Source organism: Bartonella sp. AD13SXNS, assembly GCF_042196465.1.
In the GTDB taxonomy this organism is placed as follows: domain Bacteria; phylum Pseudomonadota; class Alphaproteobacteria; order Rhizobiales; family Rhizobiaceae; genus Bartonella.
In genome coordinates, this window is sequence record NZ_JBHIQI010000001.1 from 481,815 (window position 1) to 504,050 (window position 22,236).

At 38.6% G+C, this 22,236-nt stretch carries 27 protein-coding genes and 1 pseudogene; 7 read left to right on the plus strand and 21 right to left on the minus strand.

What is annotated here, in order from left to right; genetic code table 11:
• The 17 genes from ACFIMQ_RS01870 to ACFIMQ_RS01950 all read right to left on the minus strand — a co-directional run.
• A partial coding sequence (locus ACFIMQ_RS01870) for a TrbG/VirB9 family P-type conjugative transfer protein (protein WP_375703265.1) occupies positions 1-730 on the minus strand: 730 nt, incomplete at its 3' end.
• Between the two features lie 2 nt (positions 731-732).
• A complete protein-coding gene (locus ACFIMQ_RS01875) occupies positions 733-1,404 on the minus strand; it encodes a virB8 family protein (RefSeq protein ID WP_375703266.1) in 672 nt (223 codons plus the stop codon).
• Positions 1,401-1,688 (minus strand): type IV secretion protein VblB7, encoded by a 288-nt coding sequence (locus ACFIMQ_RS01880; RefSeq protein ID WP_375703267.1) that lies wholly within the window; start codon positions 1,686-1,688, stop codon positions 1,401-1,403. The genes ACFIMQ_RS01875 and ACFIMQ_RS01880 overlap by 4 nt, the downstream gene beginning before the upstream one ends.
• Positions 1,689-1,694: 6 nt before the next feature.
• Positions 1,695-2,618 (minus strand): type IV secretion system protein, encoded by a 924-nt coding sequence (locus ACFIMQ_RS01885; protein WP_375703268.1) that lies wholly within the window; start codon positions 2,616-2,618, stop codon positions 1,695-1,697.
• Between the two features lie 26 nt (positions 2,619-2,644).
• Positions 2,645-3,046, minus strand: a complete 402-nt coding sequence (locus ACFIMQ_RS01890) for an EexN family lipoprotein (protein WP_375703269.1) — start codon at positions 3,044-3,046, stop codon at positions 2,645-2,647.
• A 65-nt stretch (positions 3,047-3,111) separates the two neighbouring features.
• Positions 3,112-3,303 (minus strand): hypothetical protein, encoded by a 192-nt coding sequence (locus tag ACFIMQ_RS01895; RefSeq protein WP_375703270.1) that lies wholly within the window; start codon positions 3,301-3,303, stop codon positions 3,112-3,114.
• Positions 3,304-3,329: 26 nt separating this feature from the next.
• A complete protein-coding gene (locus ACFIMQ_RS01900) occupies positions 3,330-3,734 on the minus strand; it encodes an EexN family lipoprotein (protein ID WP_375703271.1) in 405 nt (134 codons plus the stop codon).
• A gap of 2 nt (positions 3,735-3,736) precedes the next feature.
• The gene (locus ACFIMQ_RS01905; RefSeq protein ID WP_375703272.1) at positions 3,737-4,117 is read right to left on the minus strand and encodes an EexN family lipoprotein; all 381 of its coding nucleotides are present in this window, start codon (positions 4,115-4,117) and stop codon (positions 3,737-3,739) included.
• Between the two features lie 295 nt (positions 4,118-4,412).
• Positions 4,413-4,787 (minus strand): EexN family lipoprotein, encoded by a 375-nt coding sequence (locus ACFIMQ_RS01910; RefSeq protein ID WP_375703273.1) that lies wholly within the window; start codon positions 4,785-4,787, stop codon positions 4,413-4,415.
• 64 nt (positions 4,788-4,851) lie between these two features.
• Positions 4,852-5,055: a hypothetical protein gene (locus ACFIMQ_RS01915; RefSeq protein WP_375703274.1), complete on the minus strand. Its 204-nt coding sequence runs from the start codon at positions 5,053-5,055 to the stop codon at positions 4,852-4,854.
• A gap of 36 nt (positions 5,056-5,091) precedes the next feature.
• On the minus strand, positions 5,092-5,493 hold the full coding sequence (locus ACFIMQ_RS01920) for an EexN family lipoprotein (RefSeq protein WP_375703275.1): 402 nt from the start codon (positions 5,491-5,493) through the stop codon (positions 5,092-5,094).
• A gap of 2 nt (positions 5,494-5,495) precedes the next feature.
• Positions 5,496-5,897, minus strand: a complete 402-nt coding sequence (locus ACFIMQ_RS01925; protein ID WP_375703276.1) for an EexN family lipoprotein — start codon at positions 5,895-5,897, stop codon at positions 5,496-5,498.
• 2 nt (positions 5,898-5,899) lie between these two features.
• Positions 5,900-6,166 (minus strand): EexN family lipoprotein, encoded by a 267-nt coding sequence (locus ACFIMQ_RS01930; protein ID WP_375610252.1) that lies wholly within the window; start codon positions 6,164-6,166, stop codon positions 5,900-5,902.
• Between the two features lie 24 nt (positions 6,167-6,190).
• Entirely contained in the window at positions 6,191-6,958 is a 768-nt protein-coding gene (locus tag ACFIMQ_RS01935) for a type IV secretion system protein (protein ID WP_375703277.1), read from the minus strand.
• Positions 6,955-9,315, minus strand: a complete 2,361-nt coding sequence (locus ACFIMQ_RS01940) for a VirB4 family type IV secretion/conjugal transfer ATPase (RefSeq protein WP_375703278.1) — start codon at positions 9,313-9,315, stop codon at positions 6,955-6,957. The genes ACFIMQ_RS01935 and ACFIMQ_RS01940 overlap by 4 nt, the downstream gene beginning before the upstream one ends.
• Positions 9,315-9,638 (minus strand): type IV secretion system protein VirB3, encoded by a 324-nt coding sequence (locus tag ACFIMQ_RS01945; RefSeq protein WP_375606511.1) that lies wholly within the window; start codon positions 9,636-9,638, stop codon positions 9,315-9,317. Before ACFIMQ_RS01945 ends, ACFIMQ_RS01940 begins: the two co-directional genes overlap by 1 nt.
• A 19-nt stretch (positions 9,639-9,657) precedes the next feature.
• Positions 9,658-10,008, minus strand: coding sequence for a TrbC/VirB2 family protein (locus tag ACFIMQ_RS01950; RefSeq protein WP_375615861.1), 351 nt, complete (start codon positions 10,006-10,008; stop codon positions 9,658-9,660).
• A gap of 263 nt (positions 10,009-10,271) precedes the next feature.
• On the opposite strand from ACFIMQ_RS01950, the gene ACFIMQ_RS01955 reads away from it, so the two are divergent.
• The 3 genes from ACFIMQ_RS01955 (at position 10,272) to ACFIMQ_RS01965 (ending at position 14,563) form a co-directional block, all read left to right on the plus strand.
• The gene (locus ACFIMQ_RS01955; RefSeq protein WP_375703279.1) at positions 10,272-10,913 is read left to right on the plus strand and encodes a nuclease; all 642 of its coding nucleotides are present in this window, start codon (positions 10,272-10,274) and stop codon (positions 10,911-10,913) included.
• A 1,948-nt stretch (positions 10,914-12,861) separates the two neighbouring features.
• Entirely contained in the window at positions 12,862-13,008 is a 147-nt protein-coding gene (locus tag ACFIMQ_RS01960) for a hypothetical protein (protein WP_375615863.1), read from the plus strand.
• Positions 13,009-13,333: 325 nt separating this feature from the next.
• Positions 13,334-14,563, plus strand: a complete 1,230-nt coding sequence (locus ACFIMQ_RS01965) for an MFS transporter (RefSeq protein ID WP_375703292.1) — start codon at positions 13,334-13,336, stop codon at positions 14,561-14,563.
• A gap of 1,064 nt (positions 14,564-15,627) precedes the next feature.
• On the opposite strand, the gene ACFIMQ_RS01970 is transcribed toward ACFIMQ_RS01965, so the two are convergent.
• Positions 15,628-16,071: a hypothetical protein gene (locus ACFIMQ_RS01970; RefSeq protein ID WP_375615864.1), complete on the minus strand. Its 444-nt coding sequence runs from the start codon at positions 16,069-16,071 to the stop codon at positions 15,628-15,630.
• A gap of 3 nt (positions 16,072-16,074) precedes the next feature.
• Complete coding sequence (locus ACFIMQ_RS01975; RefSeq protein WP_375615865.1) at positions 16,075-16,401, minus strand: YqjD family protein; 327 nt, start codon at positions 16,399-16,401, stop codon at positions 16,075-16,077.
• A 526-nt stretch (positions 16,402-16,927) separates the two neighbouring features.
• Between ACFIMQ_RS01975 and ACFIMQ_RS01980 the strand changes: the two are divergent.
• The 4 genes and pseudogenes from ACFIMQ_RS01980 to ACFIMQ_RS01995 form a co-directional block, all read left to right on the plus strand.
• Positions 16,928-17,064: pseudogene (locus tag ACFIMQ_RS01980) on the plus strand (integrase); the annotation flags it as partial.
• Between the two features lie 737 nt (positions 17,065-17,801).
• Complete coding sequence (locus tag ACFIMQ_RS01985; protein WP_375615866.1) at positions 17,802-18,704, plus strand: MotA/TolQ/ExbB proton channel family protein; 903 nt, start codon at positions 17,802-17,804, stop codon at positions 18,702-18,704.
• Positions 18,701-19,288 carry a biopolymer transporter ExbD gene (locus tag ACFIMQ_RS01990; RefSeq protein WP_375703280.1) on the plus strand — a complete coding sequence of 196 codons (588 nt, stop codon included), beginning with the start codon at positions 18,701-18,703 and terminating at the stop codon, positions 19,286-19,288. Before ACFIMQ_RS01985 ends, ACFIMQ_RS01990 begins: the two co-directional genes overlap by 4 nt.
• A 116-nt stretch (positions 19,289-19,404) precedes the next feature.
• Positions 19,405-19,614 (plus strand): hypothetical protein, encoded by a 210-nt coding sequence (locus ACFIMQ_RS01995; protein WP_375703281.1) that lies wholly within the window; start codon positions 19,405-19,407, stop codon positions 19,612-19,614.
• Between the two features lie 987 nt (positions 19,615-20,601).
• Here ACFIMQ_RS01995 and ACFIMQ_RS02000 read toward each other — a convergent pair.
• Together ACFIMQ_RS02000 and dut are read right to left on the minus strand one after the other, a co-directional pair.
• A complete protein-coding gene (locus tag ACFIMQ_RS02000; RefSeq protein ID WP_375703293.1) occupies positions 20,602-20,934 on the minus strand; it encodes a hypothetical protein in 333 nt (110 codons plus the stop codon).
• A gap of 435 nt (positions 20,935-21,369) precedes the next feature.
• Positions 21,370-21,912: a dUTP diphosphatase gene (gene dut / locus ACFIMQ_RS02005; RefSeq protein ID WP_375615869.1), complete on the minus strand. Its 543-nt coding sequence runs from the start codon at positions 21,910-21,912 to the stop codon at positions 21,370-21,372.
• Positions 21,913-22,236 lie beyond the last annotated feature (324 nt).

Here is a 22,236-nt window from a genome sequence, read left to right on the forward strand (position 1 = left end):
AGCGTGCGCTAATGGCATGGTCAGTTACCCTGTTGCCTCTTGTGGTTTTGGGAACCAGTGATTCTGTACCGTCATTGCTGACAATATAAATGGCAGGGATTTCTTGGTTGTCGGGAAATGTAAATGTTGTTGTTTTGCCATTGTCATAAACAGAGGAGGGTTCAAGAGTGATAGAGCCTTGAGCGGTGTAAGCCCAATTGCGTGGTCCATAGGTTTCAGAAGCGTTGAAGATACCATCAATCTGTTGGGATTGTTTTTTTTCTTGTCGCATAAGTGCTGCAAGTCTTCTTTGTTCTGCTTCCTCTTGTGGATAGCGGAATTTCACAAGGAAATATGTTTCTTGTCCAGAGGAAATTTCTCCATCTTTAATGATGAGTTCAAATTGATAAGAGCGCTTTGAGCCATCAAGCTTTGTGGTGACGACTTGAAGATTGGTAATGGGTTGGACTTCTCTTGCCTTTAGAAAAAGAATATTACCCGCTGGTGCAACTTCCCATGCAACGCTGTTGCCAATGGCTACATGAGCAATTTCTTCATTGGCAGAAAATTCTATTTGTACGGATGAGCGTATGGAGCCAATAATTTTAGTGACATTATAAGCATCATAATTAATAAAGCGAATACGGCTATCGTTGGGCGCGCGGGTGGGAAAAACGCTGGCATGGCTTATCGGTATAGGAGAAAGGGTAATAGCGATGTTAAGAATGAGAAAAAGAAATTTTTTTTTCATGATCAGTTGACCACTTCCGGATCGGTTCTATATTCATTAACAATAAACCCTAGAGGATTTATTAAACGGTTTTGGACAGAGATAGGGGCATTGATATATTCAAAGGTAAGTGTTGAGACCCAGTGTGTGATAAATTCTTTGTTGTTCTCGTTATCACGGACGGTTTTATAATAGCGTACCTGTGCGACATCATCATTGATAAAGGAGATTGATTTTATTGTTATTGTAACGGCGGCATGTTTATAGAGAATTTGAGGGCTTTGGGGATTTCTTGCTCCATACCAGCTGGCAAATCTTTCCTGTTCTTCTGAAGAAGAGAGGAGGGAGACGGTTTGGAAGTTGTGTTGTGTTTCTTCTGTGGTGAAGCCTTCACGGGAGCGGACATATTTTGCCGCAAAGTAGCGTGTGATTGCTTCGTCGACATTGGTGGGACCTTCTTTTAAGGATTCCACAACTTCAACAATGCCGGTTGAATTGTCGACGCGAATGACAAAAGGTTCCACGGTTTTAAGGGGTGTGAGGGTGATGACCGCGAGAGAAGACAGTATTGCAACAGCAACTGCGATGCCGGCAATGGCAAGCGAGACGCGGGTGGTGCGGCGTGAGGCGAGCATGCGATCTTGATCGAACGAGCGCGCTTCAGCAATGTATTGTTCTATGTCTTTTTCTTTCATGCTTTTTGCCCGCAATTTTTGTAAGATTTGATTTCTTCATCCGTTAATTTTTGTGCCAGAAGCGTTTCCAGCTTGCCTTCTTTTAGGGATGAAGGGGTGTTGTTACTGATGATAATGGGTGTGGGCGTGGTTTTTTTTCCTTCCCAATTCCACATTGATCTGTTGAGTGGACGTTTAGAATATCCATCACATTTTGGGAGTGACTTCAGTGTGTTTGGTGAAGACACACAGCCACTGAGAAAGAGAAATGGTAAGATGACCCCAATTTTTTTAAATTCCCGCATTTGAACTTAGACCTTTTTTAATAGTGATGCTAATTTTTTAATGCCCCTTGTTGCTGCATTAGCAGCTCGTCCACTTAGTTGAGCTGTTGCTTTAGCGACTGGTCCTGAGCCTGTAAGAGAAGCCCCCCCAGAGGCTAAAGCTGATGCGATATCAGGGAGTCTGAGGAAAAGGTAAATACCACCAATACCAACAACCAAGAACTGAATTAAAGTAGTGAAGATATTTTTAATATCTCCTGAAAAAACTTTCATTGAAATGTTAACATATAAACCACCAAGCAGCACGACTAACACATATAAAATGATGAAGTTTGCAACTTGCCCTAACCATGCTTCTGTGAATTTTCTGGTTGAGGAAAACATATAGAGGCTTATGAAGAGTGGTCCTATTGATAGGACAAGAAATGACCCCAGTTTAGCAAATAATGAAACAACAAAACCGACTAGACAAAAAAAGGCAGCAACTACTAGGCAGATAAAACCAGCAATCCATGTCGCAATAAACATCCCCATTTGAGTCAGACCTGTGTACTGGTTTGCTGCGTCCAAAACCTGTGCTCCAGCTTGGTTCATCATATTATCCCATACATTTCGATCCACATGTGCTCCTTGTGTGACATTTGCAATGGCATTCGGCAGATCATGGAAAAATATACCACTGACCCACTCATTATAAAGAGCAGCGTTTGTAGCAAGTGCAACAATGATGCCCAGTTTGAAAGTTGTCGCTATAAACTCCCACAGTGGCATGGAAGAACGCCCATAGATGATATTGTAGCCCATAAATATAATGTAGATTGTACAAGACAGCTTAAGCGGAGCACCTAAGCTTGATGAAAGATTGGAAATGGCGTTATTCATTGTATCTGTAATGGGATCCATCAACATATTGTCTATCTTAGTGAATATGCCTTTGCTTTCTACTGCCATTGAGATGCTCCGCTCTTCATCGTGTTTTAATGGTTATTTTGTTTTTTTTCAGCGCGCTCTTTTGCTTCTTGTTCTTCCTCAGCACGTCGTTTTGCTTCTTGTTCAGCTAGTATTTTCTTAGTATTAGCTCTCATTTTTTCAAGTCTGGCTTTTTGTTCAGCTTCAAATTCTTCATATCTTTTGCGATTTTCTTCTGCAATTTTACGACTTCTTTCTGCTTCTTTTGCTTCATATTCTTTCTGAAGTTCTAAAAATGCTAACCGCATGTTTTCACAATTTTTTGAAGTTCCTGCAAATCCACATTTCGCATCCCACTCGAAGCGTAAATTTTTATCTTTTTTAAATTCTGCAACGCTATAGGTTTTTTCACATCCAGCAGCGATAATTCCAGTGCAAAGCAGCAATGTTGTTATGAGAAGTTTATTCATCGATATTTCCCCTTTTTCCTTTCAGTTTTACAAGTTTTGAGCACAATCTTTAAATTCTGCTTGTGTTATCGGTTTTTATAACCAGTGATGATAAATCTAGGGCAGAGACATAATCTTGCCATAAATATATTATAAAGTACATAAAGCTCTTTAAGTTGAGCAGCTAAAGCGCAATAGATGTTATCCATTGTTTTTGTAAGGGGATCCATCAACATATTGTCGATATAAGAAAATATGCCTTTGCTTTCTACTGCCATTGAGATGCTCCGCTCTTCATTGTGTCTTAATGGTTATTTTGTTGTTGTTTTGCCGCGCGCTCTTTTGCTTCTTGTTCTTCCTCAGCACGTCGTTTTGCTCTTTGTTCTTCTAATTTTTTTTTAGTATGAGCCTCCATTTTTTCAAGATCAGCTTTTTGTTTCGCCATAAATTCTTCATATCTTTTGCGATCGTTCTCTTCCGCTTGACGCTCTCTTTCTTCTGCTTGTGCTTCATATTCTTTTTCAAGTTCTAAAAATGCTAACCGCATGTTTTCACAATTTTTTGAAGTTCCTGCAAATCCACATTTCGCATCCCATTCTAGGCGTAATTTTTCATCTTTTTTAAATTCTGCGACGCTATAGGTTTTTTCACAACCAGCAGCGATAATTCCAGTGCCAAGTAGCAATGTTGTTATGAGAACTTTATTCATGATTAATGACTGTCCTGTTGTTGTTTAGCGCGCTCTTTTGCTTCTTGTTCTTCTTCAGCACGTCGCTTTGCTCTTTGTTCTTCTAATTTTTTTTGAGTATTAGCTTCCATTTTTTCAATCCAAGCTTTTTGTTCAGCTTGAAACTTTTCATCTATTTTGCGATTTTCTTCTTCAACTTTTGCCTGACGTTCTTTCTCAAGTTCAGCGCCTGCTACTCTTAGGTTTTCACAATTTTTTGAAGTTCCTATCCCTCCACATCTCGTGACCCATTCATCAAATAATTTTGGATTTTTTTTAAATTCTGCGACGCTATAGGTTTTTTCACAACCAGCAGCCATAAGCCCTGTGCAAAGTAGCAATGTTGTTATGAGAACTTTATTCATCAATATTTCCCCTTTTTCCTTTCAGTTTTACAAGTTTTGAGCACAATCTTTAAATTCTGCTATGTTCTGGTTTTTTATAACCAGTGATGATAAATCTAGAGCACAGACATAATGTTGCCATAAATATAAGCCTAAAATATATAAGGCTTTTTGAGTTGAGCAGCTAAAGCGCAATAGTGGTGTGTAATGGTGCTATCCATTATTTTTGTAAGGGGCCCCATCAACATATTGTCTATCTTAGTGAATATACCTTTGCTTTCTACTGCCATTGAGATGCTCCGCTCTTCATTATGTCTTAATTATTATTCTGTTGTTCTTCTTCCGCGCGCTCTTTTGCTTTTTGTTCAGCAAGGAATTTTTGATTCTCTTCTCTCATTTTTTTAATTCTGGCTCTCATTTCAGCCATATCTTTTTCATCTCTTTTGCGATTGTTCTCTTCCGCTTGACGCTCTCTTTCTGCTGCTTGTGCCTGACGTTCCTTATCAAGTTCTAAAAATGCTAACCGCATGTTTTCACAATTCTTTGAAGTTCCTGCAAATCCACATCTAGCATCCCACTCTAAGCGTAATTTTTCATCTTTTTTAAATTCTGCTACACTGTGGGTTTTTTCACATCCAGCAGTGATGAGCCCTGTGCAAAGTAGCAATGTTGTTATGAGAACTTTATTCATAGATATTTCCCCTTCTTTCTTTCAGTTTTTAAAGTTTGAGCACAATCTTTAAATTATGCTTGTGTTATCGGTTTTTATAACCGGTGATGATAAATCTAGGGAACAGACATAATGTTGCCATAAATATATTATAAAGTGCACAAAGCTCTTTAAGTTGAGCAGCTAAAGCGCAATAGCGATGTGTAATGGTGCTATCCATTGTCTCTGTGAGGGGCTCCATCAACATATTGTCGATATAAGAAAATATGCCTTTGGTTATTATTGCCATTTAGATGCTCCACTGTTCGTTGTGTATTTTTATAATTTAATTGTTATTTTGTTCTTCTGCCGCGCGCTCTTTCGCTCTTCGTTCTTCCTCAGCACGCTCTTTTGCTCTTTGTTCAGCAAGGAATTTTTGATTCTCTTCTCTCATTTTTTTAATTCTGGCTCTCATTTCAGCTTTCAATTTTTCCATTGATTTGCGATTTTCTTCGTCAATTTTACGACTTCTTTCTGCTGCTTTTGCTTCATATTCTTTCTGAAGTTCTAAAAATGCTAACCGCATGTTTTCACAATTTTTTGAAGTTCCTGCAAATCCACATTTCGCATCCCACTCTAGGCGTAATTTTTTATCTTTTTTAAATTCTGCTACACTGTGAGTTTTTTCACATCCAGCAGTGATGAGCCCTGTGCAAAGTAGCAATGTTGTTATGAGAACTTTCTTCATGATTAATGACTGTCCTGTTGTTGTTTTGCTTTAGCGCGCTCTTCTGCTTCTTGTTCGGCTTGTTCTTTTGCTTTTTCTTCAGCTTTTCTTTTTTCCATTTCAGCTTGCCTTGCTTGATGTTCAGCTTCCATTTCAGCTCGATATTCTTCCATCGCTTTACGCATGTTTTCGTTGTGTTCCCTAATTCTTTCTTCAGCTTTTGCTTCATATTCCTTCTGAAGTTCAAGTTGTGCTAATCTTAAGTTTTCACAATTTTTTGCAGTTCCTGCGAATCCACATTTAGCATTCCACTCTTCCATCAATTTTTTATCTTTTTTAAATTCTGCGACGCTATAGGTTTTTTCACAACCAGCCGTGATGAGCCCTGTGCAAAGCAGCAATGTTGTTATGATGATCTTGTTCATGATTAATGACTGTCCTGTTTCTTTTCAGATTCTTGTTTATCGTCATTTGTTGAGCCAAAGCCTCTCCAATTTTTACGGGTTTCAAATTCAGCTTGCTCTGCATTTTTACAATTTTTCGAATTCAAATCCCCTGACGTCAAACATTTCACTAATACTTCTTCCATCAGTTTTTTATTTTTTTTAAGTTCTTCTACGCTGTAGGTTTTTTCACAACCAGCCGTGATCAGCCCTGTGCAAAGTAGCAATGTTGTTATGATGATCTTGTTCATGTTCAAGCCCCTCTTTTTTTTCGTTTATTGACCACGCATTTTTTGGGCTAAAGCTTTGGTTCGTGCTTTAAATTCTTCCATTTCACGTCTTTCTGCCGCTTTTTCTTCTGCTTGTTGAATCATCATGGCGGCTTGCATTTGGAGTATTTTTGTTTGGAGGTCTGCTTGTACCGCTGCTAATTGTGCTTGAATGCCTTGAATTTTACCCGCATCTTCAGTACTTCCAAGTTCGTCAAGAAGCTTGGTAATTTTTTTTTGTGTTTCACTGGCTTCTTCGTAGACGTCTTGGCCTTTTGCCGCTTCTCCTACTACGCGCTGTTCGGCTTTTTTCACTTCTTGTGTGTAAAAAGCATCTACTGCCTCTTTTGAGTCTGCGCCCCCCGCGGGCTCTTTGTATTTAAGTTCTTCTTGCCATTTTTGCGTGTTTTTGCTGCCGCCACCGCCGCCGCCACCGCCGCTGCCCATCGATTGTTGAAAGTGGTTAAAGTCTGAAGGCAGGGCGCCACTGCTCCCTTGCTTGTTAAACATGTCTTTCAATCCCGAAATGTCAGGCTTGACATTTAAGGAGTTATATAATTGTTTCGCTTGATCGAGTTGGCTCTTTAATTGCTCAAGCTGTTGTTTGCCTTGTTGAACTTGTTCTTGCAATTTGTTAAGTTGTTGCACGCTGTTCCGAATTTGTTCTCCCATGTTAGCAGCAGCTGTGGGATCAAATACCACGATGGCAAAGGCATTTGTTTGAAAGCCAAATGAAGCTGCATAGACGGCTGTTGCCAATAAAAGTTTTTTCATTGTTTTGACCTTTCTTGGAAAAGAGGAAGCCATTTTTCTGGAGATTGTCCAACTTCATCCATAATGGTCTCTAAAAGTTCAATGTTTTTGGTGGTGCCACTTAAAATGGCTATTTCATCATCAAAGCCCCGTAAATTCAGTTCTGCTACAACTGAACTTTGTCCTTGTTTGATGAGAAAACGCCGTGACTCACGGCTTAATTCTGATTGTATCAGGTTAAATTCTCTGTCTGATAATTTAAACCCTTCTACATAATCCCCATGATTGCCCTTTTGATTGGGAAAATAAATCTGTGTGGGGCATTGCTCTATAATGGTGTGGGCAATGGTCGAATTGATCGCATCTTTGGGAGATTGCGTTGCAAACAACATCAAACCATTTTGTTTACGGATAGTTTTCAGCCTGTCTTGCGCAAAGGCTTTAAAGGAATCATCCTCTAGCGCTTTCCAAAACTCATCAATGACAATGATAATACGACGCCCATCAATCAGAGACAAAATTCTATGAAAAAGATACATCATTAATGGGGGACGAATTTCATTATTATCTAAAAAATCCGTCATGTCATAACCAATAAATTTTGCATCAATGCCAATGTCATCATCAGGATTGTCAAAAACCCACCCTAAGGCATTGCCTTTACACCATCTCTCTAAACGACCCGCTATCCCCTCTCTATGCGTGGTGTCAAAAAACATTTGTAAGGCCGATATCGTCCGTTGTTCTTTGGGTAATAAGGCAAGTTGGTCAACAGCAGCAGAAATATCTTGTCTTTCTGATTCACTGATCTTTTGATCTTCAGACGAAACAAGCTTTATAATCCATTGGCGTAAAAAAACTCTATCTGCTGGATTGTTATAATCTAAACCCTTAAGCGGCGCTATGCCCGTTGGTTTACCATTCTTCAAAGGCATATAAGTGCCACCACCAGCCCTCACAAAAAGTTCTGCTCCGCGATCTTTATCAAAAAAGACCATATTGGGATCATGCTTTTGAAGTTGTGCTAAAAGAAAATTAACAATAACCGTTTTCCCAGAACCAGAGGGACCACAAACAAACGTATTGCCTAAATCTCCAAAGTGAAAGTTAAAATAAAACGGTGAACCAGCAGAGGTCTTCATTAGTGCGACCGCTGGTCCCCATACATTGCCATCTATTTTCCCAACCGGAAAGGAATGAAAGGGAGAAAGCGCTGCATAATTGCGACTTGTTATCGCACCAGAACGCGTGCGATAAGCATAATTGCCAGGCAATTGTGCCCACCAAGCCGCCGCTAACCCTAAATCTTCCCGCGCAATAACGGCACCACCATCTGTAAGACGAGAACGCGCTTTGGCAAGATTATCCGCTAACTCTTGCGGCGTATCAGCAAAAACTGCCAAGGATAAATGATGTTCCCCTAAAACAAAACGATTGGATTCAAGATCATCAAGCGCATCATCCAGTTCCATAATTTGTGAACCTGCTCGATCTCCCGCATTGACCATTTGGTTTTGTTTGCGCCCCATAATTTGCTTGGCAGCATTTTTGCTCTTGAAAATAAAAGATTGGGTGAAAATAAACTCAAAGGGAAGGGTGAGCAAACCATCCGCCATGCCTACCCTAGTTTTTGCTGGATATTCTTTCCAGCCAAACATGCCCGCAAATCTCTGTTCCGCCTCATAGCGTATTTCTATGATCTCTTTCCCGAAAATAAGACGGTCTGAGTAAACAGTCGAAGCTATCGTCCCCCATGTGAGAGGGATACGTTCACGACGACCTCCCACCAATTGGTGGATAAACTCACTTTGCTGCGAATAAATATTGCCTTCATGTTCATAAAGACTCAATCTTCTTGCACCATAGCGCTCTAAATTTTGAATAAGATCTGTGGTAATATCTTCAAGTTTGCGAATGGATTCCGCATCAACTTCTGTCTTGTCTTGCTTGGCTTTGCCTAAACGTTTGAAAAACTCCACTAATTTATCCGTTTGATCAACGTGTGGATTCCACAAAATCGAAAGATAAAGATCATTGCGATAAAGCTCCTGAGAAACCATCCTCTCGCGATATTTATCATCTAATTGCTTGGCAAATGTCGATCTAAAAGTCCCGTCCGGATAAATCGTTTCACGTTTTCTGATAATATGGCTATAAAGCGCTATCCGTTCATCCGCAATGTTTTTAAACAGATTGTTGAGCTGTTCGTGAAGCACATTCAGATCAATAATATCCGCTGTCTCAAAGTTAATCCCTTCAAGTTTAATAACGCTCATGAGAGCGCGTGAATCCAACGCAATGATATGCTTGTTAACATGGCGCACGTAAGGGATAATCGCCTCTGGCTGCTTTTCACGCTTGCGCTCTGTTCTATTCATTATAATTCCTCATAATTACGAATTAATCGTAATGGAGAAATACTTCCCCCACCCCATAGACTCGAATTTCTGGCAAAAATAGATGTCTTTTGCCATGTCAGAAGAATACGAAATTTGTTATGGTCATGCTTTAGGATTTCCTTGAATATGAAATGCAGCATCACACCAAAGGTTAGAAGGAAAATATTGCCTGCCATAATGAACAATATCATCGTTCCTATCCCATTTAATCCCATAGCTTCCACCGTCACACCTGCAATCATGGCAGGGCGTGTGCAAGCAAGAAATAGCGTATCTTCTGTTAGCTTTTCGTGCTCTTTCATGGCTTTGAAAGGCTAAAGTTTAACTGGAAAACATTGATACGATTTGCGATGCACCCATAACAATGCCGATGCCAACACAAACAAAGAAAGCTTTACGCATTTCAACATAACCAGCAATCCATGCAAGCCCAATACCAGCAACCGCAATCGTCGCAATTGATGTTGCAATTTTTCCTGTTAAAGCTTTGACTAATTTATCAAGAGCGCCTTCAATTTTTCCGAAGTCACCTGCGGCAAATGCTGGCTCACTCAGTACAATGAAGGCAATAAACAGCATCAATGCTGTTGTTAACCATTTCTTTTGGGTATTGGATAAAAGACCTTTTTCTAAGGTTTGTTCACGAATGAACGAATTATTCATGTTTTTCATGAAAATTCCCCCGCTTTATGTTTAAGTTAATCATAAAATTAATAATTAAAATATTAATCGGGAATCATATAAATGAAAAAAATAAATTTTTCTATCTATAAATTAACAATATTTAATCTTTTATTATTTAATAAACAAAAAATATAGTAATATTCAAAATGATACTTTTAAAATGTTTTCGATCAGTGCTTAAATATCTTATCTTAACGTCTATTATTATTTTTGCTGTAATCTTTTATTTGAATCAGCATACTGAAAAATTTATGCAATCTTCTTTTTTTAAAGGACTAGAAAAAACAATAGAAACTCCCGTTCAAAATCCAAAGTCACAATTGATAGATTATAGAAATCAACACGATGTAAACCAACAAGATGTGGCTTTGCACCCAGAACCATTTGCATCACAATTTTATGAAGAAAATGTACCAGTCTATTCAGGTGCTATACAAGTCACAAGTGGTGTCACCTTTAAAATGATCACGCTCGTAGATGAGGGATGGAGAAAAAAGATTGTCCGCAATATTCGACTATATGGTGTGGAATCTTGTGAAACACGACAGTTTGCCTCTCGCAATGGAATTAAGTGGCCATGTGGTGCTTTCGTCACCGCGTGGCTTGTCTCAAAAACAATCGATAAAAATGTTACTTGTCGCCAAGCACGTGTCATTCAACAGCTTCATTATGCACAATGTTTTGTTGACGGAGTTGATCTGGCACGGTTGGGGCTGGCAGAAGGGTTGATGGTCTTGACAAAAGATCAGCATAATTTCCCATCACCCGCAGACTATAAAAACTTACAATCTGCTGCTCAAAAAGCACAAAACGGTTTATGGTCGAGCCAATTTCAACAACCTGAAGATTGGCGAAGAGATCACGGAAGCTATAATCCCATTGACCATTATTGATAAAGCGTTCTCTTAAGCGTTATTTAATGAAGACAATATTCTACAACGCACCTTAACAGGTAAAAGTTGATCACAATCCATATAGATCTTGATGGACAATTCTCGTTATGGAAAATTGTTGGGTTTAAAATATCCTTATAGGTTGTTTACTACAGCACTATGTGGGAGCGTGTTTCCTCGGCTTATGTCATTTCGTTTTGCTTTTTAAATGAAAGGCTTTTTGCCTCTCAAACTCTTAAATCACCCCCCAAAATTATGACATCAGATCCGCGTTTAATGAGAGGGGATTACCAAGCTTTTGGGGGGAGAGACAAGGGCACCTTGTAAAAGCACACCATTAGGCGCACGTGCTCTTGACCAATAACCAAAAGGCTTTTCTTGTCCTTCTCACGCAACTTTGAAATCATGATTAAAAAGAAAGCTTATAGGGGGCATAAATAGCGCTTTATAGGTATCATAGGTGTTAATCGAAAAAACTAGAAAGAAAATTGCAAACCCTAGTTTTATCGTGTTGAATATTTTTGTATCGCTTTTACCTTGACATGCTTTTTTCAAAGCTACGAGTTGTTTCAAGAGAGGGAGACACAATGGCAAAAAAATAAAAACCCAACTGCGTTAACAGAAGGGATTCTAAAATACTTATACGGTGAATTAAATTCTTCGTACTTCCTAATTTAATTTATCCTATTATGCTGTAAATACCGTTGTGTAAAGCGATGATAGAAGGCATGAAAAGCTTTGCATATTAAGTATTTTTAGATATCGTGATCAGTATTTTAGGGCAGGGTTTGCCTGACGCGCTTATGGAGTAACAAGCCGACACCATCACCCACCTTTGCCTGCTCGTGGGTGTTGCGACAGACCTTGGCACTAGAGGGGGGGGGCATAAGAGCTATGTTTAGTCCTTTCTTATACAAATTTTATCCACACACTCATCCCGCTTGTAACGTGCAAGCGAATATTTTTGATTGATTCAAGATAAGCAGGTTTGAAATGAAAGAATCTTACGATATTCGGGGCTCTTATTCAATATACAAAACAGTTAATTATCATTATAAATCAATATATTGCACGCTTATGAAGTAAATCGCATGTGTGATCAGCTGGAGAAACACGCCCGTGAGAAACTGGACTGTTGACAGCCCGATGGCTGGTAGGACCCCCCATCCTTTGAGGTGTGGGGAGGAAAAGGTCAACGGATGTAATCTGCAAGAGAGATTTTGTGGAAAAGGGATGTCTTTTACATTTTTTTGCCTCCAGTAGAGAGGTTTTAAGCAAAAAAACATTAAAAACAACCTATGTGTATGTCACCCGTGACATACACATAGAACATAAAATCCTTAAACATAGCTGTAGTTGTAACAAAATAAATGTTCAGATTATTTTGAACACACTCAAATTCTAAACGTGATTTCCAGTTACAATAAAAAAGCTTATGAAAAAAAGAGACGAGCAAAATATCAATCGAAATAACATTTGCTTCAAAAGGGTGTACATTGCTTCAAATTAAGCCGGAACTGTTCGCTAAGGCATTGCCAAATATCGCCCATATTTCTCAAATAGGCGCTTCAATCTGAAAATAATTTAATTGGGGCTATGGGCTTTTTACCTAAAATGACCGGAATGTTCCCTCGCGTTGTAGAAGAAAAAAAACGATGGGGCTTTAAAAAAGCCGCTTACGCTATTGGAATTATTGTCGAAAAATATTACCGGCAACGCATCCAATTACTAAGGCAGATAGTCTGTATCAACATATTGGCTTATAATGATAATTTAGCATTGTTCAACTTGAATTAGAACCCCAAATAACATGAGGATTTTCTCATTTAAAATCTATTCTATGTTAAATCAATTAAAATTACTTGGTTTGCACGTCACAAGTGGGTAGGTCATGTGGGTAAAAACTATACAAGAAAAAACTCAAAATGCCTCGAATGAATTGTTTTAAGTGCTAAGAGCTGTCTGCCAACATCCACGAGCTGGAAAAGTGGGTGGGGGGCTGGCTTTGCGTCGTGGCATGATTGCTAAAAAATCGCGGGGAATTATATCTGGAAAGATTATTTTTTGTTTTGATGAATGTGGAGGGAACTCATGATATAAGGGCCAAAGAAAATATAATCCACCTATTGAGAGGTGATTAATGAGGCTCTCATGATGTATACACTGAAATATATGCAGATCTTCTTTAATTTTTAAGGGAAGAAAGAGGTTATTAGGAATCCCTGAGGGCATATACCACCTCTTTTTCCGAAAGAAAAATATATGACGACTTATTGTTTGTGAAGAGAATACTTAAAATTTTTCACTTAACTTATTAAGCGATTTATTAGAATATACGATTCCTTTAAAGTTCATATCACCAATTTTATTAAAGGCTGTGTAACTTTAAGCGTAGAAAAGTTTAATATCGGATGGTTGATATGAATTTATTTTTAAAAAAGAGTCCGTTATCTCTTTTTTTTTCCCTTTTTATTTCTAAAGTTGGCGATTATGCTTATGAAGTTGTTTTTATTTTACTTGTCTTAGAATTAACAGATAACTTCTTTTTTACAGGTCTTGTGTATTTTTTTCGATTTATCCCTTTTCTCTTTTTTGGACCTATAGGCGGTTGGTTAGCGGATAATTTTTCTTTGAAGAAAAATATGATTTTAAGTGAACTGGTGAGATTATTCGCCTCATTATTCGTTCTTATAACTACTATAACAGGGACCGCACATATTATTGTACTTATTTTGGCAGCAATATGTACAACAATAGGAAGAAGTATTTTCCAACCAAGTTTTCAAGCGGCTATCCCGAAAATGTTTCCAATCAATGATCTGACAAAGGCAAATAGCATTGCACAAATTATAGACGAAACGGCATCTGTAATCGGCCCTTTAGTTTGTTCCCTATTGCTTATTTTTGCCAATAAATCGGCAGTTCTCATTTTTGATTTTTTTACCTATCTTATATCTATTGTCGTGTTATTTAATCTCGTGAATTTAGATTCAAGCGAGAATAAGCCTTTCAATTTTATAAAAATTTATCGAGAAACCGCTTCCTATCTTCAATATATTTCTACTGAAAATAAACATTTATTCATTACGCTCGTTGGTTCGTCGTTTGCTATTCTCTTTACGGGTGCAATTTTAAGATTTTTAATTCCAGCTTTTATTCTTTCTGTAGGTGGAGAGGAAAGATTTGTGAGTTATATTTTTTCTCTCATGGCTGTTGGAACTATTGTTGGTGGTTTGTTCTATAGTAAAATTATATTAAATGTTACATCGTTGAAGCTCATGATATTTTGGCTTCTTTATGGGATTATTCTGTTTATTATGCCTTTAGTTGTAATGCTTTCTTTAAAACTAATTTTAGGACTAGCCTTTATTTTAGGATTTACTGGCGCATTTGTAGACATTAGTTTAGTTTCAGCTATTCAATTATATTCTCGTCGTGAAGATTTTGGTAAGAGTTTTGGAACCTTTTCAACGTTAGCAAACTCTGCTGAAGCGGTTTCTGGCTTTATTGCTGGACTTTTTGCACTCGTGGGAGTTGTGAGTTCTTTTTTAGCGATGTCTGCATTCGTTATTTCCACTGGAATGATTGGCGTTATAAAAATTAAGATAAATAAAGATTATAATACGCTGACCGTAGATGATGATCATTGATATATCTCTATGCTGTTTCTTTTTTCTAAGATGGTTCATTCATTATATTTGAAACAAAAGTATTTATATTTATAACTGCTTTTTGAGGCGTTTACGTAAAGTGGTGTTAATTTGCCAGATTTTACAACAGTTGCTTTGTTTCTAAAAGAAGAGGTTAAAACAATAATGATTAATAAAATATCTGGAAGGCGGATAGAGACATAGAATATAGAAAATGAGCAAAAAGCGCTTAAATTGGTTCTGTAAGTCGTGGGCAATTGATTGGATTAGTTAATCAATGAGAATGCGTTTATTTTATCCTATTATGCCGTAAAACACTGTTGTGTAAAGCGGTGATAGAAGGCATGAAAAGCTTTGCATATTAAGTATTTTTAGATATCGTGATCAAGTATTTAGGGCAGGGTTTGCCTGACGCGCTTATGGAGTAACAAGCCGACACCATCACCCACCTTTGCCTGCTCGTGGGTGTTGCGACAGACCTTGGCACTAGAGGGGGGGGGCATAAGAGCTATGTTTAGTCCTTTCTTATACAAATTTTATCCACACACTCATCCCGCTTGTAACGTGCAAGCGAATATTTTTGATTGATTCAAGATAAGCAGGTTTGAAATGAAAGAATCTTACGATATTCGGGGCTCTTATTCAATATACAAAACAGTTAATTATCATTATAAATCAATATATTGCACGCTTATGAAGTAAATCGCATGTGTGATCAGCTGGAGAAACACGCCCGTGAGAAACTGGACTGTTGACAGCCCGATGGCTGGTAGGCCCCCCCATCCTTTGAGGTGTGGGGAGGAAGTCAATTTCAAAAAACAACAAGTTGCTTCAACTTATTAAATGAGAACTTTTAACGCAAGCTTTGCTTAACGTTGCGATGTTCATGAAATATGGGGTGCAATCTGAAAGGGATTTAATCAAATCTATGGAATTTTTAGCTACAATGAAGGGAATTTTCCCTCATGTTATCGAAAAAATTAAAAAGACTATAAGAAAGAGTGCTTTCTTTTTTATATAAGAAAGCACTCTTGGGGGGGGGATAAAGGGTAGCTTTACATATTTTAATCTGAAAAGCTGTCCTTTTTATCTTTTTTCCACAGGAAATAAGTTGCAAGTCCAAGAATGGGCACACTCAATTTTGCAAAAGGGAGATGTTGACTGAGAGCTGCAAGGCTGGAAATAGTCGCATCTGTCATCAGTTTGTGGCGTTGTTCTTCTGTCTTTTTTTGTTGGTCATAGCGTTGATAAGCCTTGAGTACACGACTCATAATAAGACCTAATCCCGCAAGAGACAGACAAATTAAAAACATGATGCTGGCGGCGGTAAGGGGCTTCATAACAGAACATAACGCAATAAAACCGATGGTACATAAAAAAAGCAAAGACATGAAGAATGAAATGCTAATAAACCCATAGAAAATTGCTTGAAGGCGTACTTGCTTGACTGTGCTTTTAAGCCCTCCACCGACAAGATGGTTTAAAAGAGGAGCGATAAACTTGTGCATTGCTTAACGACGCAGTAATTGAGAAAGAATAAAACCAACGCCTGCTGCAAAAAGAACGCTTTTGCCAGGATTTTTGCGAACGCATTGGTTCAGAGTTTGTTCAAGATCACTGATTTTGTCTTTTGCTTGAGACATCATGTCTTCACCACTTTCTTTCGCTGAGTGATATAGTTTTTCTGCTTTCTCTTTGGCGGCGTTGAATTTGTTTGCACCAAGATCTGTTAGGGTTGAGGTAATCCCTGAAATTTCAGTGCGTAACGTTTCTAATTGTCCTTGTAGGTCTTTTTCTGAAGCTGTTTTATTGTGCGGCGTTGTTTTATTCATGGCCATGATATTTTTTCCCTCTCTTGATTCATTATATTTGTATTGGTGTGTTCATAGTGATCATTTGCATTGGAGTGAAAATTTTCACTGCTGGGGTAACGCAAAAAGTTTTTTTTGGTTCCCTTCGTTGTCTCATTTAAAATTGTTTTTGATAAAATAAATCTCGTCTATAAAATATGCTCTGTCCGTAAAGGGGCTCGTCTGTTGAAAATTGTCTTATGCTTTTGAAGAAATTTAGCACTATTCTTCAGCTTCTCGTGGTGCAGTTTTTGATAAAAGGTTCTTTAAAAAAAGGCAATGTATTGATTTATAATGATAATTTAGCGTAATTCATATTGAATTGAGACCTTCAAATAACGTAAAATTCTCTCATTTCAAATCTGTTTATCTTGCATCAATCAAAACCACTCATTTGCACATAACAAGTGGGATGAGTGGTGTGGATCAAATTTGTATAAGAAAGGACTAAATATGGCTCTTATGAACCCTCTCTAGTGCCAAGGTTTGTCGCAAACATCCACGAGCTGGCAAAGTGTGTGATGGTGCCGGCTTGCTCCTTCATAAGCGTAAAGATGGAGGTGCTCAATAGATTTACCGTTATACCATTCACGGGCGTCGTCGCGAAATGGGATTGGGTGCTCTTTGAGAGATGTTTCTTTAAAAGGCGCAGTAAGATTTGTTTTTTTACTTGGGACAGGAAAAATACATGGTGGTTGCGATTTTGCAGCAGAAAAAAATGCCATTTTTATGCTTTTAAAGCAAAGAATATTGCGGCTTTTTGCTCTCTGTGTATTTGGGGGCAACACGCGCTCCCCATGATACTTTTTGTCAGTTTAAGATATTGCGATAGTTCTTTTTTTAAAACGTAAGGTATATTTTTATTTTAGGATAGGAGAGGGACTTCAGTGCACGGGTTGTTAGAGATGTGCATATCCTTTTCTTCAAGAGTTTTATGATATTTTTGCTGCTTGTTTCATGGAAGCGAATATTTGCTTGGATTCAAAAGAGCGGCGAAAATAAAAGAAGCTGGCGATATTAAAGGTTCATTCAACAGGAACGATGATGAATTGTTTTTATAAGTCAATGTGTTGTGAGTAGAAAGAGGATGCGTTATTCTTATAAATTAAAATATTATATGCGATACTTCTTGTAAGTTTATCATTTTGCCTAATTTATGCAATAAATTGATTGGGTAAGATAAACTTGTTGAATTGTTAGAGAAAAATTTCTTTAGAATTAAGAGAAAGTTTGTGGAGTAAAACTATACTTGATTTATCAAGTTTTCTTTCTTAAGAGGAATACACAAGTGACGTTAAAAGGGTAGTGGCATTGTGGAACAGTGATGCTATGCGGGGTGACGATCCAGCTCATAAATAAAGATAAGAGCACAAGAATGTGAGATAAAAATGGAATCTGAAACAGTCCCTTTAGATAAAACAGTCCCTTTAGATAATACATCTGCTGTATTGACAGTGCATGATTTTTCTCCTTTTTCCATGTTTATGGCTGCTGATTGGGTGGTGAAAGCCGTTATCATTATTTTGTTACTTGCTTCTCTTATGTCGTGGACAATTGCTTTTGTGAAAATTATTGAGATCACTTTGGCAAAACGAAGAGTTCGTCATGAACTCCAATTGGTTCTTAACGCTCAGACTCTTACACGTTTGGCAGCGAGTTTGAAAGAAAGCAAAGGAGCTGGTGTGTTTTTTCTCAAAGAAGTCCTTAAAGAGGTGTATCTTTCTACACAACAGGTTCATTTTTCTGCTCCTGAAGGGATAAATGAAAGCTCTGGTGAGAGAACTAGTTCAAAGGAAAGTGCACAAACGATTGAAGATATTCTCTTTTATGAGGAGAGCAATCAATATGAAGATGTCTCCCGCGATGTTCGCGATGCTAAGGCTCGTGATGTTCATGAAGGTTTAAAAGAAAGGGTTCACTCGCTTTTGTCGCGTTGCTTGCTGGCTGCTACACGCCGTGTGGCATGTGGAAGCACCGTTCTTGCAACCATTGGCGCAATTGCTCCCTTTGTTGGTCTCTTTGCAACTGTTTGGGGAATTATGAATTCTTTTATTGGGATTGCTCAGTCTCAAACAACGCGATTGGATGTGGTGGCTCCTGGAATTGCCGAAGCTTTATTCGCAACAGCTATTGGGCTTTTTGTAGCTATTCCCGCCGTTGTTATGTATAATAGTCTTATGCGTGCTTTGAATGGTTATCGCAGTGATTTAGGCGATATCGCGGCTGCTCTTGAAAGGCTCTTGAGCCGTGAACTTGATAGACAAAGACAACAGAAAAGTCTTAAAAAATGAAAGCAAGTTTTAATAATGACTGGGAGTCCGATGAGAGTGGGTTGCAGAGCGAAATCAATGTGACCCCTTTTATTGATGTTGTGTTGGTGTTGCTTATTGTTTTTATGGTTGCAGCACCTTTGGCAACATCTGTCATTCCTGTTCAGCTTCCTTCTATCACTCAAGCGCCTTCAGTAGAGCACCCTGATGAGCCTGTTTATGTTACTTTACAAAAAGATCGTTCTCTTTACATTGGTGATCACCTTATAGAACAAGGAACTTTGAGAGAAGCTTTGGTGAAGGAAACCAAGCAAAATTTAGAGACAAAAATTTTAATCAAAGCGGATAGCGAAATTGATTATGGTTTTGTCGTCGATTTACTCAATCAAATACGCATGGCTGGATATCGTAAAATCGGTCTTGTAGGATTGCAAAATTCTCCTCATCTTTCTTCAAGTGGTGTGGTAAATAATAAAAAAACAGGAGTGACAGACAGTGCTGTAGATGGAGAGGGCGGTAATGGAGTGGATCATATGGATGCTCCAATAACAAGTCCTGCGGTAAACGCTAACATTTCTACGATAGAAACTGTTACTGCCCCATGATAACAAAACTGTACAGCTTCTGTTGAAGGAAACACAGTATTTTCATCAAAGGTGGAAAGCCGATATAGAGTGAAATTGATTGTGGTTTTGTCGTTGATTTACTCAATCAAATACGCATGGCTGGATATCGTAAAATCGGTCTTGTAGGATTGCAAAATTCTCCTCATCTTTCTTCAAGTGGTGTGGTAAATAATAAAAAAACAGGAGTGACAGACAGTGCTGTAGATGGAGAGGGCGGTAATGGAGTGGATCATATGGATGCTCCAATAACAAGTCCTGCGGTAAACGCTAACATTTCTACGATAGAAACTGTTACTGCCCCATGATAACAAAACTGTACAGCTTCTGTTGAAGGAAACACAGTATTTTCATCAAAGGTGGAGAGCCGATATAGAGCGAAATTGATTATGGTTTTGTCATCGATTTATGCAATCAAATACGCATGGGCTCGATATGGTAAATCGAGTCTTGTGGGATTGAAAAGTTGTTCTCATCTTGCCTCAAGTGGTGCGGTAAATAATAAAAAAACAGGGGTGATTATTGCTTGTAGATGATTTAGGTTGGTGCCATCATACTCTTTGCATCTTTATCGCCCCTTTAATTTCGATGCAACTTTTTGATTTATAATAATAATTCATTGTTTGTATATTGAGTGAGAGTTGCGATTATCGTAGGATTCTCGCATTTTGAAGCTGTTTCATGTTGAATCAATCAAAACCATATCTGTTGCTTTACAAGCGGGGAGAGCCCGTGTGGAGTGAAACTGTATAAGACAAGGACTAAAAATGGCTCTTATGAATTGTCTCAAGTGCCAAGGGCTGTCGCAAATATCCACGAGCTGGCAAATGTAATGATGGTGCCGGTTTGCTTCTTCATAAGTAACAAGTTTCGTACGCTGTGTTCATAAGAAGCATTTTTAATCTTTTCTTTCGTTTTTCCCACTCCATTAGCTGTGCTTGTAATTTGCAACAGATATGGTTTTGATTGATTCAATATAAATAGATTTGGAATGAGAGAAACTTATCGTATTTGGATTTTTCATTAAAGGTGTAAAAAATAAATTTTCCACTTATGCCATAAAAACATCGTTGTTTAGAGCGGTGATATAAGGCATGAAAAGCTTTAGATATTTAAGTGTTTTTAGATATCGTGATCAAGTATTCAGGGCAGGGCTTGTCTATTGCGCCTTATGAAGTGAACCGCGTAAATGGTCAGCAGGTGAAACCTGCCGAGAGAGGCTGGACTGTTGACTGTCCGGTGATTAATAGGAATCTTCCTCCTTTGAGGTGTGGGGAGGAGGTCAATCTGAGAGATCACTGTGATGTGGAGATTGTATCCATTATAAGCGGTGTGTGAGCTCGAGTTAATGCCAATGTTTTTGTTATGAGAGTGGATGGAAGCATATCCGGTGATAACGAAGTTTTGTAGAGCGCAAGCAACAACGGTGTGGTGGAGAAATGCTGTTTGTGTGTGATGTGGAGAGGGCAAACAATGGCGCAGACATTGACTTGAATAACCGGTGAGATGACTGTTTGCGCTATGCGCATTCCCCGTTTTATGGAAAAGTCTTTTTGACCACAATTGATGAAAAGGACTTTGACTTTGCTGTGGTCATCACTGTTAATTATTCCAGGGGGGCATGTGATGCGCTGCTTTAGGGCTTATGCTAGAGCGTGAATGGATGTGTGGCTTTAAAAGCCCAAATGATCAATGAAAGAAATAATCAATGAAAAATGAGACTTGTTGGAATAAGGGCACGCTCCTTAGGTGGCAAGAGTGAGCGTTTCTTCTTCTCCAATGGCGGCGTGTAGATTGCTCCGTGTAGATTAAGGCTAGCAGAACCAGTTGTTGTATAATGAGAAAGTTTCCTTGTTCCAACTGCAAGACACTGAACGGATAACATTACGGGGTATGAAGGCTGAGAAGAGACAAAAGAGAAGAAAGCATGCTTGTTTAGAAGCCGCATTTCATGAAAGAGTCTTGGGAGTAAATATACGCTTTCTTGAGCTTTAAAAGCCCAAGGTAATTTAGGTGCAGATTGTGTGGTGTGTTGCTTTAAGAGAAGTGGTTTTTTAAGCTTCTTAAGTGTGCCCCGTTGAACCAAAACCTCCTGTTCCACGGCTTTCACTATGGCTTTGAGGACTGTCTTTTTGTTCTGGTTCAATGGCGCAGACATTGACTTGAACAACCGGTGAGATGACTGTTTGCGCTATGCGCATTCCCCGTTGGATAGAAAAGTTTTCTTGTCCCAAATTGATAAGGAGGACTTTGACTTCACCACGGTAGTCACTATCAATTGTTCCAGGAGTGTTGAGGCAAGTGATGCCATGCTTTAAGGCTAAGCCAGAGCGTGGACGTATTTGTGCTTCAAACCCAAGTGATAAATGAAAAATGAGACCTGTTGGAATAAGGGCACGCTCCCCAGGTGCAAGAGTGAGCGTTTCTTCTTCTCCAATGGCGGCGCGTAGATCAAGGCCAGCAGAACCAGCTGTCGCATAATGAGGAAGTTCTAAACCTTGTCCATGTGCAAGACGTTCAACGAATAAAGTTACAGGGTGTGAAGGTTGAGAAGAAACAGGATTTTCTTGGTTGTTGAGAGGTGCGTTGGTTTTAGTGTGCGGCATGATCAAGGCATTTCCAAAATATGAGGTCTAGAAGAAAATGATACTTTAACAAAAGATACCCATAAAACAAGTCGATAAAGGTTTGTTTATGGAGGTTGTCCCCAGAGCTTGGTTATCATCTCTTGCTAATCTAGAATACTCTACAGCATTATCCCAAAATACTATCAACAGAATTCCAAAGAATGGCAATATATTCATTAATAATGATAATTAACTATTTTTGTATGTTGAATGAGAGTCGCGAATATTTGTAAATTTCTCTTTTTTTTGAAGCAATCAAAACCATGTCGCTTGCGCGTTACACGCTGAGAGAGCCCGTGTGGA

Excerpts from the sequence above, each read along its gene's own strand:
- ACFIMQ_RS01875 (WP_375703266.1), bottom strand. The coding sequence starts at position 1,404 with ATGAAAGAAAAAGACATAGAACAATACATTGCTGAAGCGCGCTCGTTC.
- ACFIMQ_RS01880 (WP_375703267.1), bottom strand. The coding sequence starts at position 1,688 with ATGCGGGAATTTAAAAAAATTGGGGTCATCTTACCATTTCTCTTTCTC.
- ACFIMQ_RS01885 (WP_375703268.1), bottom strand. The coding sequence starts at position 2,618 with ATGGCAGTAGAAAGCAAAGGCATATTCACTAAGATAGACAATATGTTG.
- ACFIMQ_RS01890 (WP_375703269.1), bottom strand. The coding sequence starts at position 3,046 with ATGAATAAACTTCTCATAACAACATTGCTGCTTTGCACTGGAATTATC.
- ACFIMQ_RS01895 (WP_375703270.1), bottom strand. The coding sequence starts at position 3,303 with ATGGCAGTAGAAAGCAAAGGCATATTTTCTTATATCGACAATATGTTG.
- ACFIMQ_RS01900 (WP_375703271.1), bottom strand. The coding sequence starts at position 3,734 with ATGAATAAAGTTCTCATAACAACATTGCTACTTGGCACTGGAATTATC.
- ACFIMQ_RS01905 (WP_375703272.1), bottom strand. The coding sequence starts at position 4,117 with ATGAATAAAGTTCTCATAACAACATTGCTACTTTGCACAGGGCTTATG.
- ACFIMQ_RS01910 (WP_375703273.1), bottom strand. The coding sequence starts at position 4,787 with ATGAATAAAGTTCTCATAACAACATTGCTACTTTGCACAGGGCTCATC.
- ACFIMQ_RS01915 (WP_375703274.1), bottom strand. The coding sequence starts at position 5,055 with ATGGCAATAATAACCAAAGGCATATTTTCTTATATCGACAATATGTTG.
- ACFIMQ_RS01920 (WP_375703275.1), bottom strand. The coding sequence starts at position 5,493 with ATGAAGAAAGTTCTCATAACAACATTGCTACTTTGCACAGGGCTCATC.
- ACFIMQ_RS01925 (WP_375703276.1), bottom strand. The coding sequence starts at position 5,897 with ATGAACAAGATCATCATAACAACATTGCTGCTTTGCACAGGGCTCATC.
- ACFIMQ_RS01930 (WP_375610252.1), bottom strand. The coding sequence starts at position 6,166 with ATGAACAAGATCATCATAACAACATTGCTACTTTGCACAGGGCTGATC.
- ACFIMQ_RS01935 (WP_375703277.1), bottom strand. The coding sequence starts at position 6,958 with ATGAAAAAACTTTTATTGGCAACAGCCGTCTATGCAGCTTCATTTGGC.
- ACFIMQ_RS01940 (WP_375703278.1), bottom strand. The coding sequence starts at position 9,315 with ATGAATAGAACAGAGCGCAAGCGTGAAAAGCAGCCAGAGGCGATTATC.
- ACFIMQ_RS01945 (WP_375606511.1), bottom strand. The coding sequence starts at position 9,638 with ATGAAAGAGCACGAAAAGCTAACAGAAGATACGCTATTTCTTGCTTGC.
- ACFIMQ_RS01950 (WP_375615861.1), bottom strand. The coding sequence starts at position 10,008 with ATGAAAAACATGAATAATTCGTTCATTCGTGAACAAACCTTAGAAAAA.
- ACFIMQ_RS01955 (WP_375703279.1), top strand. The coding sequence starts at position 10,272 with ATGCAATCTTCTTTTTTTAAAGGACTAGAAAAAACAATAGAAACTCCC.
- ACFIMQ_RS01965 (WP_375703292.1), top strand. The coding sequence starts at position 13,334 with ATGAATTTATTTTTAAAAAAGAGTCCGTTATCTCTTTTTTTTTCCCTT.
- ACFIMQ_RS01970 (WP_375615864.1), bottom strand. The coding sequence starts at position 16,071 with ATGCACAAGTTTATCGCTCCTCTTTTAAACCATCTTGTCGGTGGAGGG.
- ACFIMQ_RS01975 (WP_375615865.1), bottom strand. The coding sequence starts at position 16,401 with ATGGCCATGAATAAAACAACGCCGCACAATAAAACAGCTTCAGAAAAA.
- ACFIMQ_RS01985 (WP_375615866.1), top strand. The coding sequence starts at position 17,802 with ATGGAATCTGAAACAGTCCCTTTAGATAAAACAGTCCCTTTAGATAAT.
- ACFIMQ_RS01990 (WP_375703280.1), top strand. The coding sequence starts at position 18,701 with ATGAAAGCAAGTTTTAATAATGACTGGGAGTCCGATGAGAGTGGGTTG.
- ACFIMQ_RS01995 (WP_375703281.1), top strand. The coding sequence starts at position 19,405 with ATGGCTGGATATCGTAAAATCGGTCTTGTAGGATTGCAAAATTCTCCT.
- dut (WP_375615869.1), bottom strand. The coding sequence starts at position 21,912 with ATGCCGCACACTAAAACCAACGCACCTCTCAACAACCAAGAAAATCCT.